15 protein-coding genes are annotated in these 13,392 nt (G+C 62.1%); 8 read left to right on the top strand and 7 right to left on the bottom strand.

Translation table 11 applies throughout. From position 1 onward, the window contains the following. Positions 1-6: 6 nt before the first annotated feature. The 3 genes from CHC01_RS15540 to CHC01_RS15530 form a co-directional block, all read right to left on the bottom strand. On the bottom strand, positions 7-588 hold the full coding sequence (locus CHC01_RS15540; protein WP_089265157.1) for an amino acid synthesis family protein: 582 nt from the start codon (positions 586-588) through the stop codon (positions 7-9). A 50-nt stretch (positions 589-638) separates the two neighbouring features. Continuing rightward, complete coding sequence (locus CHC01_RS15535) at positions 639-1,499, bottom strand: fumarylacetoacetate hydrolase family protein (protein ID WP_089265156.1); 861 nt, start codon at positions 1,497-1,499, stop codon at positions 639-641. A gap of 162 nt (positions 1,500-1,661) precedes the next feature. Beyond that, the gene (locus CHC01_RS15530) at positions 1,662-2,510 is read right to left on the bottom strand and encodes a GntR family transcriptional regulator (RefSeq protein ID WP_502695659.1); all 849 of its coding nucleotides are present in this window, start codon (positions 2,508-2,510) and stop codon (positions 1,662-1,664) included. On the opposite strand from CHC01_RS15530, the gene CHC01_RS15525 reads away from it, so the two are divergent. The 3 genes from CHC01_RS15525 (at position 2,490) to CHC01_RS15515 (ending at position 5,509) form a co-directional block, all read left to right on the top strand. Next, on the top strand, positions 2,490-3,482 hold the full coding sequence (locus tag CHC01_RS15525) for a zinc-dependent alcohol dehydrogenase family protein (RefSeq protein ID WP_089265155.1): 993 nt from the start codon (positions 2,490-2,492) through the stop codon (positions 3,480-3,482). The genes CHC01_RS15530 and CHC01_RS15525 overlap by 21 nt on opposite strands. 40 nt (positions 3,483-3,522) lie before the next feature. Continuing rightward, positions 3,523-4,422, top strand: a complete 900-nt coding sequence (locus tag CHC01_RS15520) for a VOC family protein (protein WP_089265154.1) — start codon at positions 3,523-3,525, stop codon at positions 4,420-4,422. Positions 4,423-4,558: 136 nt separating this feature from the next. Further along, positions 4,559-5,509 carry a tripartite tricarboxylate transporter substrate binding protein gene (locus CHC01_RS15515; RefSeq protein WP_244558375.1) on the top strand — a complete coding sequence of 317 codons (951 nt, stop codon included), beginning with the start codon at positions 4,559-4,561 and terminating at the stop codon, positions 5,507-5,509. Between the two features lie 19 nt (positions 5,510-5,528). Here CHC01_RS15515 and CHC01_RS15510 read toward each other — a convergent pair whose 3' ends face one another. Beyond that, on the bottom strand, positions 5,529-6,164 hold the full coding sequence (locus CHC01_RS15510) for a hypothetical protein (protein ID WP_089265152.1): 636 nt from the start codon (positions 6,162-6,164) through the stop codon (positions 5,529-5,531). A 148-nt stretch (positions 6,165-6,312) separates the two neighbouring features. On the opposite strand from CHC01_RS15510, the gene CHC01_RS15505 reads away from it, so the two are divergent. Continuing rightward, complete coding sequence (locus CHC01_RS15505; RefSeq protein ID WP_089265151.1) at positions 6,313-7,014, top strand: SET domain-containing protein; 702 nt, start codon at positions 6,313-6,315, stop codon at positions 7,012-7,014. On the opposite strand, the gene CHC01_RS15500 is transcribed toward CHC01_RS15505, so the two are convergent. Beyond that, positions 7,011-7,409 (bottom strand): hypothetical protein, encoded by a 399-nt coding sequence (locus CHC01_RS15500; protein WP_089265150.1) that lies wholly within the window; start codon positions 7,407-7,409, stop codon positions 7,011-7,013. The genes CHC01_RS15505 and CHC01_RS15500 overlap by 4 nt on opposite strands. Positions 7,410-7,525: 116 nt before the next feature. On the opposite strand from CHC01_RS15500, the gene CHC01_RS15495 reads away from it, so the two are divergent. Both CHC01_RS15495 and CHC01_RS15490 read left to right on the top strand, forming a co-directional pair. Continuing rightward, on the top strand, positions 7,526-8,344 hold the full coding sequence (locus CHC01_RS15495; RefSeq protein WP_089265149.1) for a helix-turn-helix domain-containing protein: 819 nt from the start codon (positions 7,526-7,528) through the stop codon (positions 8,342-8,344). Positions 8,345-8,407: 63 nt separating this feature from the next. Continuing rightward, positions 8,408-9,073 carry a DsbA family oxidoreductase gene (locus CHC01_RS15490; protein ID WP_089265148.1) on the top strand — a complete coding sequence of 222 codons (666 nt, stop codon included), beginning with the start codon at positions 8,408-8,410 and terminating at the stop codon, positions 9,071-9,073. Positions 9,074-9,082: 9 nt separating this feature from the next. On the opposite strand, the gene CHC01_RS15485 is transcribed toward CHC01_RS15490, so the two are convergent. Both CHC01_RS15485 and CHC01_RS15480 read right to left on the bottom strand, forming a co-directional pair. After that, positions 9,083-10,027, bottom strand: coding sequence for a JmjC domain-containing protein (locus CHC01_RS15485; RefSeq protein ID WP_089265147.1), 945 nt, complete (start codon positions 10,025-10,027; stop codon positions 9,083-9,085). Between the two features lie 18 nt (positions 10,028-10,045). Next, positions 10,046-11,257: a GNAT family N-acetyltransferase gene (locus CHC01_RS15480; protein WP_502695668.1), complete on the bottom strand. Its 1,212-nt coding sequence runs from the start codon at positions 11,255-11,257 to the stop codon at positions 10,046-10,048. 314 nt (positions 11,258-11,571) lie between these two features. On the opposite strand from CHC01_RS15480, the gene CHC01_RS15475 reads away from it, so the two are divergent. Continuing rightward, positions 11,572-11,811 carry a hypothetical protein gene (locus tag CHC01_RS15475; protein ID WP_089265686.1) on the top strand — a complete coding sequence of 80 codons (240 nt, stop codon included), beginning with the start codon at positions 11,572-11,574 and terminating at the stop codon, positions 11,809-11,811. Between the two features lie 173 nt (positions 11,812-11,984). Continuing rightward, positions 11,985-13,385, top strand: coding sequence for a caspase family protein (locus CHC01_RS15470; protein ID WP_089265146.1), 1,401 nt, complete (start codon positions 11,985-11,987; stop codon positions 13,383-13,385). Positions 13,386-13,392: the final 7 nt, after the last annotated feature.

Genomic DNA, 13,392 nt, shown 5'->3' with positions numbered 1-13,392 from the left:
CGGTAGCTATCGCTGTCCATCATGCACCGAGATATCGGACGCGGCCAGCCCGCCAATACGTGCATGCGGTCTTCCGCCGGTGGCCATCACCAGGCCGAAGGCGATCTCGTCGCGACGCGGGCCATCCCAGACAGTCATTTCAGCGGTGCTGAAATGACTGCGGACATAGGCCGCTTCGATATGGCCCAGCGGGACCATCAGCCGTGTGCCGATTCCGCCAACGGTCTTCGCAGCTGGCACGATGGCTTTGGGCTGGCCGAGAATCTCGCGCATCGCCCAGCCGCCAGCCTCGTGCCATACGGCCGCGTGCTCAAGCTCGCCGTCGTCGCCCACGATCATGCCCTTGCCGTAAGCTTCGATGCGTTCCTTGCCGCCGAGCGCCTGAACGAGTTCGGCCGCAAGTTTGCGCCCAAGTTCGCGTAGTTCGGCCTGGAAGGCCATTAGGTCGGGCTCGTAGCGACCAGCAAAAGGATTGCGGATGATCGCCAGTGCCGTGCCGATGCGAAGTGGTTGTGCCAGGCGCGGCCCGCGTTCGTGCCAGATCGTCTCGACGGAAATCTGGGTCTTGCGAATGTCATAGGATGTCATGGCTGACCCAGTCCCTATTGTGCGAGCGTTGTGAGGAAGCCGTCCGCTGACTACTCGTCGATGATGGGATTGCTGAGGATGCCGAGCTTCTCGATTTCGACTTCCACGACGTCGCCGGCCTTCAGAAAGATTGGAGGCTTGCGCGTAAAGCCGACGCCGGCAGGCGTTCCCGTTGCAATGACGTCACCCGGGACGAGGTCGAAGATTTCAGACGCGTAGTTGATCAGCCGGGGAATCGAGAAGATCAAAAAGGATGTGTCCGAGGATTGGACGATGTTGCCATTCACGCGGGTTTCGAGCTTGAGCTTGGTGGGATCCGGCAATTCGTCGGTGGTCACCAGCCAGGGCCCGAATGGGCCGGTGCCAACGAAATTCTTGCCGGCCGCGATCTGCTGCGCGTGTCGCTGATAATCACGGACGCTGACATCGTTATAAATCGAATAGCCCGCGATGTGATCCATGGCTTCGCTCTCGGGAATGTGTCGGCCGCCCTTTCCGATCACGACGGCGAGTTCACCTTCCCAGTCCAGATGCGTGGAGACCTTCGGTCGGATCACCGGCTGGTTGTGGCCAACCTGTGAGCGCCAGACCCGCAGAAAGATCGGCGGGAATTCGGTGATCTGACGGTCCATGCCATGAGCCACCGCTTCCTTGTGGTGGTCGAGATAGTTGCGCACCGCGCAAACGATCTTTTCGGGGCGGGGGATCACTGGCAGGTAGCTGATGTCCGAGAGCTTCAGGTCCGGCTTGTGTCCGTCAACGATCTGGTCGCGCTTGGCGAAGTCGGGGCTGGCGATGAAATCGGCGAGCGTCGGATAGTGCGGGAGCGCCTTGCCGAGATCGACGATCGCGTCGTTGACGACGGCTCCCCAGCTCTCGCGCTGCTGATGACTGAAAGACAAGAGCTTCATGATGAGGCCTTCCTATGTAATCCCTGATATCGAAATTTCGTAAGTTTATTATATTTTCGAAAATAATGCCTGACAAGAGGGCTGGCGGCGCCTACGGCGACTTTCAATGTGGGATGTTGGGCCTGCCGTCTGTTTCTTCGCCGACTAGCCGGCGATCCCGTCTCAGGATTCAGTCAGCAGATGAGACGCGTATTTCACGACATTGTCGGAGGTGCTGCGGATGTGCCGGTCGATCAGGGATGTGGCCAGTGCCGTGTCGCGGGCGATCGCGGCCTGCATGATGGCGCGATGCTCACCGACCTTGTCGCGTGGTTGCGGGCGAAACATGGCGGACAGGTTTCGATAGCGTTCGGCGCGCTCGAACAGCAAAGCCCGAATGCCGAACAACGTCGGGGAGCGCCCGCACGACACCAGCGCCTCGTGAAACTGGCGGTGGGCGATCTGCCATTCCGGATTCTCGACGTGATTACCGGGAAGCCTTTCCTCAATGCGTCCCAGCCTGTGCAGGGTCGACATAACCGCTATTTCCCAGTCATCTCCGCCATTTGCGATGGAGCGGCTGAGCAGTTCGATCTCGATCAGGATCCGGGTCTGGGTGATGTCGATCAGGTCGTCGCTCGTAACGGGCGCCACGCGAAAGCCGCGCTGCTCCTCGGCAACGACCAGGCCGTCCGCCGTCAGCGACGTCAGCGCCTCGCGCAGGGTCGTGAAGCTTGCGCCGAAGGCGAGCTTCAAGGCATCGAATTTTAGCGGTTCGCCAGGCTTGAGCCGGCAAGCGACGATATCCTGACGCAGTCGGTGCGTGATATCGACTGCGAGTGTTTTGCCGAATTCTTTGCGCGATTTGACGGCCGAAGCAGTCATGGAATGGACCTCGGATTCCGCCGGCTGATGGCGCCGGCTGGTTGCAGAATGCCGGCGCATGACCGCTATTGCAATAATTTTCGTAATAGGACATATTTTCGAAAATAAGTTCTGCAGGGTGGATTCATGAAGGCTGTGCTGGTTCATCGTCCCGGTGGTCCCGACGCGCTCGATTATGTCGATGTCGCCATTCCGGCTCCGGGCCCGAAAGAGGTGCAGATCAAGGCGGAGGCTTTTGGCGTCGGCCAGCCGGACGCCTTGATCCGGCGCGGCGTTTACAAGTGGATGCCGCCACTACCGGCCAATCCGGGGAATGATGTCGCCGGGCGCATCTCCGCGGTGGGTCACGGTGTTGTCGGTATCTCGGTTGGGCAGAAGGTTTTGCTGAGCGCCCGCGATCTGTCACAGCGCGGCGGCTGTTACGCCGAATATGTGGTCGCGCCGGCCGATGCCATCCATCTGTTGCCTGATGCCGTCGATTTGCAGGACGCCGTGTGCCTTGCGAACTATCAAGTCGCCTGGGCGCTGCTGCATGAATGCGGTGGGCGTAATCCGGCAGGCAGTGTGCTTGTGATTGGTGCTGCTGGCGGTGTCGGCACGTCGATCGTGCAACTGGCGAAGCTCGCCAACATGACTGTGATCGGTACGGTGAGCACGACGGAAAAAGCCCAATTCGCTAAATCCAACGGTGCGGATCACGTTATTTTCTATCGTGACGAGGACGTCGTCGCGCGGACGCGCGAATTGACCGGGGGGAGGGGCGTCGGCCTCGTGCTCGACCATGTTTGCGGTCCCGAATTCGTCTCCTATCTCGGCGTGCTCGGCAAATGGGGGACGCTGGTCTCCTACAACGCCTTCGCCGGCCTTCCCGAAGAAAACCTGATGGGAGAGATGCGGAAGTATCTCGACGTCTGTCCGGCTGTCCGCTGTTTCTCCTTTCACATCTACGACCATGACCGCGATGCGCGCCGCGCCATCATGGGGAAGTTGATCTCGCTGCTTGGGCGCGGGGAGATCAAGCCCGCAATCTCCGCGCGGCTGAAATTATCCGAGGTCCGGCAGGCGCACACGCTGCTGGAGTCCGGAGGCGCACTCGGCAAGATCATCATGACCCCGTAGGCGAACGGCTATTGGTCTAGAACGAGATACGGAGGACCACATGATCAAGGTAAAACGCATCAGGCATGTGACGTTCGTTACGCCTGATATCGACAGGCAGATCGACTACTATCAAACGGTGGTCGGTCTCGGTGTGGTGACGCGTGACGCCAGTCGCGCATCGCTGGCTACCGACTCGGACGAACTCGCCGTCGTCCTGCAGCGTGGCGATCAGGCGGCCTGTCGGCGATTGACCTTCGAAGTGGCGCCTGATCTGGATTTCGCCGACCTGGTGGCAACACTGTCGCGTGCTGGAATTGTAGCCGAGATCCAGTCCGATCCGCTTCCGGGTGTGTCCCGTTCGGTGCTGTTCCGCGACTTTGAGGACATGGAGATCGAACTGCTTGCGGGGCCGACATTCGCTGTCGCGGAGCAGCCTGTCGGCGGCATTGCAGCCGACCGCCTCGGCCATATCGCGCTCTACACTCAAGACCCACTGAAGGCGTCGAAATTTTATGGTGACGTGCTGAATTTCAGGGTGTCGGACTGGATCGAGGACGCCTTCGTCTTCATGCGGTGTGGTTTTGATCATCACTCCGTCAATTTCGCGCGCGGCCCGGGTCGGCGATTGCATCACGCGGCGTTCGAGCTCCGTGATGCCTCGCACATGCATCGCGCCTGCGACCTGCTCGGGCGCAAGAAGATGCAGATCCTGTGGGGACCGGTGCGTCATGGCCCGGGCCACAATGTCGCGATCTATCACCGCGACCCCGATGGCCATCTCATCGAACTGTTCTTCGATCTCGATCAGATGATCGATGAAGATCTCGGCTATTTCGAGCCGCGTCCATGGCACCGGGATCGTCCGCAGCGCCCCAAGGTCTGGGTAGGTCTCCCCCGAGATATATGGGGGCCTGCTCCATCGCCGGAGCTCGCGGAGTTCAAACGCAAGGCGACATGACATCGCTGCCGACAAAGTCGCCGCCATGAAGCGACAGAGCGGCACCTCGGCGATCAGTGCTGAAGAAATAAAAGGGGAGGAAATAATGAGCCAGCTGTCGAAATCTATTCGAGGCAGAGTTCTCGCATGCCTCGCGGTGACTATATTTATAGTCTCGTCGATCGACGTGCCTGGCGCCTCAGCGCAAGCCTACCCAAATCGTGTCATTCGTATCGTTCACGGTTTCGCATCGGGTGGGGCGGCGGACACGCTCTCTCGCGTCGTTGCCGACGGGCTGGCGAAACAGCTTAATGAGACCGTCATCGTCGAAGCGAAGCCTGGCGCAGGCGGCAACCTCGCATCGGACGCTGTCGCCAAGGCTGCGCCTGACGGATACACACTCGGCCTTGTAACCGGAGGCCATGCGATTTCTGCAGGACTTTACAAATCGCTGTCCTATCAACCCGTCGATAGTTTCGAGATGATCTCCACGATCGTCTATTATGCGCTCGTCGTCGCGACCCGCAGCGACTATGAAGCAAAGACGTTGGGAGAGCTCATCGCACTCGCAAAGGCCAAGCCGGGATCCCTGAGTTTCGGATCGGTCGGCTTCGGCAGCACGCATCACCTTGCTGGCGAATTGTTGAAAGCAGCAGCCGGCATCGACGTGTTGCACGTGCCCTACCGCGGCGACTCCCAGGCGATCACCGCGCTACTCGCGGGCGATGTGCCGATGATCGTTGGCACCAGCGTGCTTGTTGCGCCGCAGATCGAGAGTGGTGCGGTGCGTGGCCTCGCCGTCACATCATCGACCCGGAGTGCTTTGCTGCCGAATGTTCCATCGGCCGGCGAGGCAGGTCTGAAGGGGTTCGATGTCAGGACGTGGGCCGGGCTGTTGGCGCCGAAGGGCACTCCGCCAGGGATCATCGCCCAACTCAACGCGGCCGTTCTGAAGTCTCTGGCCGACCCGGGGATCAGGGCGCGGCTGGAAGCGGCGATCGGTGGCGAGGTGCGGGGAAGCACGCCGCCGGAAATGCGCGAATTGGTCACGTCGGAAATCGCGCGATGGACGGCGGTGATCGACGCGGCGAAAATACCGAAACTTTGACCGCGCGATCGATCTGAACCTACTTGGCCGGGCCCGGGATATTGCGCGATGCCATCGCCAGTGCCGTAGCCCGGCCGCCGATGCCGATCACGCTGACCTTGTCCGTCTTGCAATCGAAGCCGCGGGCGAGTTCGTCAGCGGCTTTGCGGGCCAGCTCGTTGGCCTCCGGATTGGCCGTCACGTCGATATAGGCGACATGGCACACGGCGCCCGGCGGCAACCGCGTGACCACCAGCATCTGTTTGGATTTTGGCCTGCCATTTTTCTCGGGATCATCGTTATCGGCGATGTGCCAGCGCTGGATCATGGCGAATGGTTTGCCGGCGATGGTGCGCCATTCGATGGTATTGGTCGTCGAATTGAACGGGCCGAAGCCCTGCGACGCTGCGGGCTCGCTGTTGGCGGCCGCAGCCGTGGTGCCGGCCGAAATGGTTTCGCGGAGATCATCTTCGTTCTTGGACACGACGAGGCCTGCGGGGCCCTTGCAGACCTGTTCTCGCGCATAGTCGTCGCCATCGATCTTGAAGTTGGAGACGCCGCGGCAATCCCTGTCGGCCACGGAGCTGTAGAGGCTGCCGATATTGTCGGCTGCGGCGAGCGACGTGGCGCCAAGCAGGATCGTTAGGGCGGCGGCGAGGGCGGGCAGGCGGGGCATTCAAGGGCATCCAGCACGGGAAAGGTGCTGCTTTGACGCTCACAAGCTGGGGAAGGTTCAACGGAAGCGGCTGACAGGGCTGGTTGAATCGCGCTAGACAGCTTGGTCAGCCTTCATTTTGTCTCCAGCAGCGTCAGTTCCTCATCCCATGCCCGCCTCGACTTCCGCCAAGCCATATCGCATCGGCCGTTCCAAAACCGGTCTCGGTCTTTTCGCCACCCAGCCGATCAAGAAGGGCGTCAAGATCGTCCAATACTTCGGGCCCCTGCTGGATTCGAAGAACGAGAAGCACGACGCGATCGAGAACAAGTATCTGTTCCAGATCAGCAAGCGCTGGACCGTCGATGGTTCGATCCGCAAGAACATCGCGCGCTATATCAACCACGCCTGCAAGCCGAACGCCGAGTCCGACGTCAATGCGGCGAAGAAGAAGATCATCATCCGCTCGATCAAGAAGATCGAGCCGGGCGAAGAGATCAACTACGATTACGGCACGGAGTATTTCAAGGAATACCTGAAGCCGATCGGCTGCAAATGCGATTCCTGCGAGAAGAAGCGCAAGAAGAAGCGCGCCGAGGCACGTGCCGAGAAGCTCAAGGCCAAGGAGAAGGCCGAGCGCAAGGCGCTGAAGAAGGAAGAAAAGGCGAAGGCCAAGAGGGCCAAAGATAAGGCCAAGAAGGCCAAGTCTTCGGGCAAAGCGGCTTCGGGCAAAGCCAAAACGACCAAGGCCGCCGCGAAGAAGACCTCCGCAACGACCAAGGCCAAGTCTGTTAAGGCCAAGTCGGCTAACTCCAGGTCGGCCAAGGCTAGCAAGGCAAAGGCCGGCAAGGTCAAGAGCAAGGCGGCTTAAGCCGCCTGTGCCGCTGCGCTCCGGCGCAGTCCGATATATTGCAGCTCCGCAAACACACCGACTGCGATCGCCTGCGCGGCCACGAAGATCTGGCCGAGCAGGTTCGGCGTCACCGCGCCCGAGAACAGCAGGCCGATGCTGCCCAGCGTCCACAGCGCATTGCCGATGATGATCACCAGCACCAGCAGCTTCGGCATGGTCGCGCGGGTGCCGAGCCAGCCGACCAGCGCCGCATAGGCGATCAGAAACAGACCGGATTCCAGCAGCAGTGCTTCAGGCAGATGCAGTAGGGGCGCCAGCAGGCCCGTGGCAAAGGTCAGCAGCAGCGCCATGGCGCCGCTGACGACAGCGTCGATCTGGATGGCGCGGCGGAGCAGGAGAGAGGGATTGATCATGGTCGTTGTCCTTCGGTTGGTCGTTGTGGATGTCCCGACCATGACGGCGCGGCGGAGCCAAATCGATTACCTGTGAGGTCATGGAAGCTGCGAAATTCGCGTGTTAGCTTTTTGCCATGAACACACAGCTTGCAGCGTCCTCCGCAACATCCCGGCCCGCTGGGATCGGCCATCATTTGCGCGAATGGCGGCAGCGCCGCCGCCTGAGCCAGCTCGATCTGGCCGGCGATGCCGAGATTTCCACGCGTCATCTGAGTTTCCTCGAGACCGGCCGCGCCTCGCCCTCGCGCGAGATGGTGTTGCGGCTGGCCGAGCGGCTCGACGTGCCGCTGCGCGAGCGCAATGTCTTGCTGGTGGCTGCTGGCTTCGCACCGGCCTTTCCGCAGCGGGCGCTGGACGATCCCGCGCTGAATTCAGCGCGACAGGCCATTGGCCTCGTGCTGAAGGCCCATGAGCCCAATCCGGCGCTGGCGGTCGATCGGCACTGGAATCTGGTCGCGGCCAACCGAATGGTGATGCCGCTGCTGGAAGGCATCGCGCCGCGCTTGCTCGGGCAGCCTTTCAACGTGCTGCGGCTGAGCTTTCATCCGGAGGCGTTGGCCCCGCGCACCGTCAATCTCGGCGAATGGTGCGCGCATCTGCTGGAACGTCTGCACCGGCAATGCGAGGCAACCGCCGATCCTGACTTGCTCAAACTGTATCAGGAATTGAAGACCTATCCGGTGCCGGCGCGGTCGGCGCCGATCGCGGCTGACAGCGTCGTGGTGCCGTTCCGGATGAGGCTGGGCGACGATGTGCTGAGCTTCATGTCGACGACCATGACTTTCGGTACGCCGCTGGATATCACCCTGTCCGAAATCGCCATCGAGACGTTCTTTCCGGCAGATGAGGTCACGGCGAACAGGCTCCGCGAGATCGCTTCAAACGGGAACTAACGGCCTTGTCCGTGATGTCCATGACGCCTATTTGTGGGCGGAACAAATACAGGGAGCCCGCCCATGAGCACCATCAAGCCGCTTCAGATCGATATCGTCTCCGACGTCGTGTGCCCATGGTGCTATATCGGCAAGCGCCGGATCGAGAATGCGCTGGCGCTGGTCCCCGACGTGCCAGTGCATGTCAATTGGCGGCCGTTCTTCCTCAATCCGTGGATCCCGCGCGAGGGCATCGATCGCTCGACCTATCTGGAGACCAAATTCGGATCGGTGGAAGCCTACAAAGGCATCGCCGGCCGGGTGGTCGATGCGGCAGAGCAGGAAGGCTTGACCTATCGCCCGGACAGCGTGAAGCGCCAGCCGAACACCATCGATTGCCACCGGCTGATCCATTGGGCCGAAGTCTCCGGCAAGTCGGCCGAGGTCAAGCAGCGTCTGATGGAATTGTATTTCCGCGATGGCGGCGATCTCACCCAGAGCGAGACGCTGGTGCAGGCTGCGGCCGATGTCGGTCTCGATGCGGATGACATTCGCAAGCGCCTTGCCACTGATGAGGACGTCGAACTGATCTCCGGCAACGCCAAGGAAGCCGCCGACAAGGGCATCTCCGGCGTGCCGACTTTCGTCTTCGCCAGCAAATATGCCGTATCCGGTGCGCAGGATGCAGAGAAGCTCGCGCGCGCGATCCGTCAGGTATCCGCGGAGATCAACGCCGAGGCGGCGGAGTAGGGCGCGCGCTTACGCGCCCTTTAGATAGTAATTTGCCTTCTTGCCGAGCGCGATGCGGCGCAGCAGTTTGCGCATGGCCAGTGAGCTACGGAGCGGTTTGATCGCCGTGGTCACCGTCCGGTAGAAGGCGAGCTTCAGCAGATCCAGCATCCGCTGCTGTCCCGGCGGCTTCTGTGGGAAGCCGATGCCGCGCAGCATCGAGTTGAAGAAGTGCAGGTCGTTGACGCGGCGCACTTCCTTGGTCTTCCAGGTGATTGCCATCGAGATCGAGAACGAGCCGGCGGTGCGCACCCAGTGCGGCCACTGATAGGGCACGTAGCAGCCATCGCCATCGAACATGTGAAACTCGACGGCGCGCGGTGCGAAACTGTCGTCGAATTTGAGATTGCGGTGCTTAGTCATCGAGCGCTCGATCTCGTCGTCGGAGACGATCGCGCGGTCTTTGTTGTCATAGATCGTGAAGAACTTCTCGCCGTGGATCTGGACGAAGAAGTTATCCTCGCTGTCGAGATGGAACGGTGTGGTCGAATTCGGCGACGACACGAACAGGAAGCCTTCGAGCTGTTCGAAGCCGGCATCGAGCAGGCTGTTGAAGCCGCGGGCGCGCGCCACCGACAGCAACGTGTCTTCGAGCAGTTGGCGATACTCCGGCGAGTTCTCGATCCGCTTCAGCACCATCCACGCACCAGCGGTCTCGATGCGCTTGACCACTTCGACCGGGTCGAGATCCACCGACGGGATCGCGTCGGGGTCCTGGCTGATCGCGACCTTTCCCGAATTGTATTCGATGAGATCGCGCGGCAGTTCGGATGCGAGCTGCGCGATACGCTGCAGCGTCAGCAGCGGATGTCCGGCGAGCTTGTGCTTGATGGCAAACGGCTTCAGCGGAAAATCGTTCTTGAGCGATTGATTGGCGGCCGAGATCACCGGCGCGACGTCAGTTGCAGCGTTCATGGTTGAACCCCTGGATATCTATCGGAGGCGGTTGCGGATGGAGCGGGCGACGTGCCGCAGCGGCTCGCGGATCGAGCGACGCAAGGTGAGTGCGCCGTGGATCAGCGATACCAGCGGATCGTGCTTGCGCAGCGGAATCAGCACGTCGCCGATGGCAAGGCGGCCGCGCCAGATCGGGTCGATCATCGGGTGACCGGCATTGGCCGTGGAGTCGGCACTTGCAATCACGGGATCGGCGCAGAGATGCCGCGTCACGTCGAGCGTGAGCTGCACACCAGGGGACAGTTTGGCGAAGCGCTCGTCGACGCCGAGCTTGAAATAGAAGGCACGATCGAGATGCCTGAGCAGCACACCGGAGGCGACCGGCGTGTCGCCGGCGCGAAGTGTGACGATCTCGCATTGGCCCTGTTCGGCGAGCGCCTTGGTGGCGCTGCGGATGAAGTTGTTGTCGCCGGCATCCTGCATCAGGGCGGTGCCGCGTTTGCCTTTCCAGCCGCTCGCTTCAAGCGTCAGGAACGTGTCGATGGTCGCAGCGATTTCCGCCGGCGTGCGCGCGATCTCGAATGTCACATCGCCATGTTCGGCGAGACGATTGCGCTGGCGGCGCAGTTCTTTCAGCTTCTTCGCGCCGAGCGCATCGCGCAGCAGATCCTCGGCATCGCGCGTGGCATCGAGGCAGGCGCGGGCGTGGGATTGCAGGATGCGCGGCGCCAGATCCTGCATGGCGAGCGACTTGCGGATCGCCTGCATTGCGGCGCCGTCGAGCGAGACGTTCTCGAGGATCAGCGCATGCGCGCCAGCCTTGCGGGCCTGTTCCAGCAGGCGCGTCACGGCATCCGTTGCCATGTCGCGATCGAGCAGCGGCGTGGACAGCGTGCCATAGGGATCGGCGCTGACCAGTACGGGGAGAGGAATGCGATAGGCGCGCCGCGCGGTGATCACCGGCAGCAGCCCGATCAAGCGGGGTGTTCCGGTGTCGCTCGCCCAGGCGCTGAGCGCGGCGACATCGGTGCGGCCGCGCGCGGATGCATTGACGGCCAGTTCCCAGTCGGCGAGGTAATAGCCGTTCGGCTCGACGGCCTGCTGCGCGAGCGCGCGCCATGGCTCGGGCGCGATTGCTGCGAGCGGTGCAAGCGCATCGGGCGCAGACGCTGGGCGGTTCGCCGCGGTCATCCCGGCGCCCGTTGCTCTGCTGCCATGCATGCCGGCTGAGTTCGCAATGTCGACCACGTCCCCGATCCCCGTCGCAAGGAAGGCGGCGCAGGCCGCTTCTCCATTGCTGTCTGCCGAGATTAGGAGAAACATTCCAAGATCCGGTTTTTCCGGACACGAAATTTGACGGGAATGTGCAACCGATCGTTCACCAAACGGTCGCTGAAAAGCCTGTGTTTTCAGTGGATATGGGCCGGCCGGGGTGACGGGTGCCGGAGTATTCGCGCGTTTCCGCGGACGGGCGGACCTGCGGTCGATGGTCGCGGCCTCGCCATGTTGGGGCTGGAAAATGGCCTCTACGTCAGGCTATCAAGGCGCCGGAGGGACCTATGATGAGAGCATTGGTATTGGCGATCGCGGCAGTGGCGCTTCTGGCTGCGCCGGCGAACGCACAGGTGGGCGGCGGCAAACGCGGCGGCAGCGATCATGCGCCCGCGCCCGAAAAGCCGAAGATCGACGAGAAGGCCTACAAGGCCGCCTTGGAACGCGTTCCGACTCCCAAGGAAAAATACGATCCGTGGGGCGGCGTCGCGCCAGCTCCCGCGCCCGCAACGGCAGCGAAGAAAAAGTAATCTTCGACTGCATATGTCGCACGCGGTTCCCGTGAACCGCGCTTGCGTTGACAGCGACCAAATTGGGCAGCGGCAGGCCGTCGCATTGTTGGCGTGCGGCCATCCTGATTTCAGTTGAATCAGGCGGGGAATTATCCGTCGCGCGAGCTGGCCCAGGCCGGGGAGACTGTTCGATGGTTCGTCCTGTCATTCGCAGCGCGATCGTTGCAGCCACGGTAATGCTCGACTCGCAAGCCGCATGGGCGGAGAGTCGTCTGGCGCTGGTGATCGGGCAGTCCTCCTATCGGTCCATCGCGCCGCTCCCCAATCCGGTCAATGACGCCAAGGCCATGGCGCAGATGCTCGGCGATGCCGGCTTCGAGGTGCAGTCGGCCACGGACCTGTCGCAGACCGATCTGCGCGCCAGGATCGCCGGCTTCGCCGCCAATGTGTCCGCCAAGGGGCCCGACACGGTGGCGCTGGTGTTCTATGCCGGCCACGGTCTGCAGATCGACGGCGAAAATTATCTGGTGCCGGTCGATATCGATCCGAAGCGCGAAGCCGATATTCCGCTGCAGGCGGTGCGCCTCAACGACATCCTGAACACACTGACATCCGTGCCGAGCAAGAGCCGCATCATCCTGCTGGATGCTTGCCGCAACAATCCGTTTCCAGCCATCAGCAAGACCACCGGCCGCGGGCTCGCCCAGGTCGACGTGAAATTCGGCACGCCCGGCACGTTGCTGTCCTTCTCGACGTCGCCCGGCGCCGAAGCCGAAGACGGCAAGGACGGCAACAGCCCCTATACGACGGCGCTGCTGAAGGCGGGGCGCGAGCCGGGCCTGCCGATCGAGGATGCGTTCAAGCGTGTGCGGCTATCGGTCAATCAGGCCACCGAAGGCCGGCAAACGCCGTGGGAGAGCTCATCGCTGGTCAATGACTTTCGCTTCTTTGGCACTGATGCCAGCGCCAAGCCCGCCGTGACCAAGAAGACCGTCGATCAATGGCGCAAGGAGCTGCAGGGCAAGCCGGTGCAGGACGCCAACAACCTGATCGTGTCGGACGGCTCGGTGGAAGCCTATGAGGCCTTTGTCGGCCTCTATGCTGAGCCGCCGCTCGGCCCGCAGGCGAAAGAATGGCTCGACCGTCACTACAAGATGGTGGCGTGGAATAACGCCGTCATCACCAACACCGCGCCGTCCTATCGCGACTTCCTGGCGAAATATCCCGACAGCGATCTGACATCGACCGCGCAGAAGCTCGAGGAGCGCACGCGCAACAAGCCGGTGCCGGATGCGGCGGCGAACGCACCGACCAATGTCGCATTGGCCGGACCCGGACCGACATGCCCGTGCGGCGCGCCGCCCGCGGCAGCGCCTGCATCGAAGAAAGCGGAGAAAACCACCGAGCCCACGAAGAAGCGCGCCGACAAGCCATCGCCACCACCGCGGCGCGGCCGCGAGATCGTGGAGGAAGAGGTCATCATCCGCCGTGCGCCGCCGGTCTATTACGAGCCGGTACCGCGCGTCTATTACGGCGGTGGAGGCTATGGCGGTTACGGCGGCGGCAACTATGGCGGCCGCGGGCGCTACTGACGGGCGT

The sequence above is a fragment of the Tardiphaga sp. OK246 genome, assembly GCF_900188215.1.
Taxonomy (GTDB): Bacteria; Pseudomonadota; Alphaproteobacteria; order Rhizobiales; family Xanthobacteraceae; genus Tardiphaga; species Tardiphaga robiniae.
Note: the sequence above shows the minus strand (reverse complement) of the source record. Positions and strands in the feature narration are given on the sequence as shown.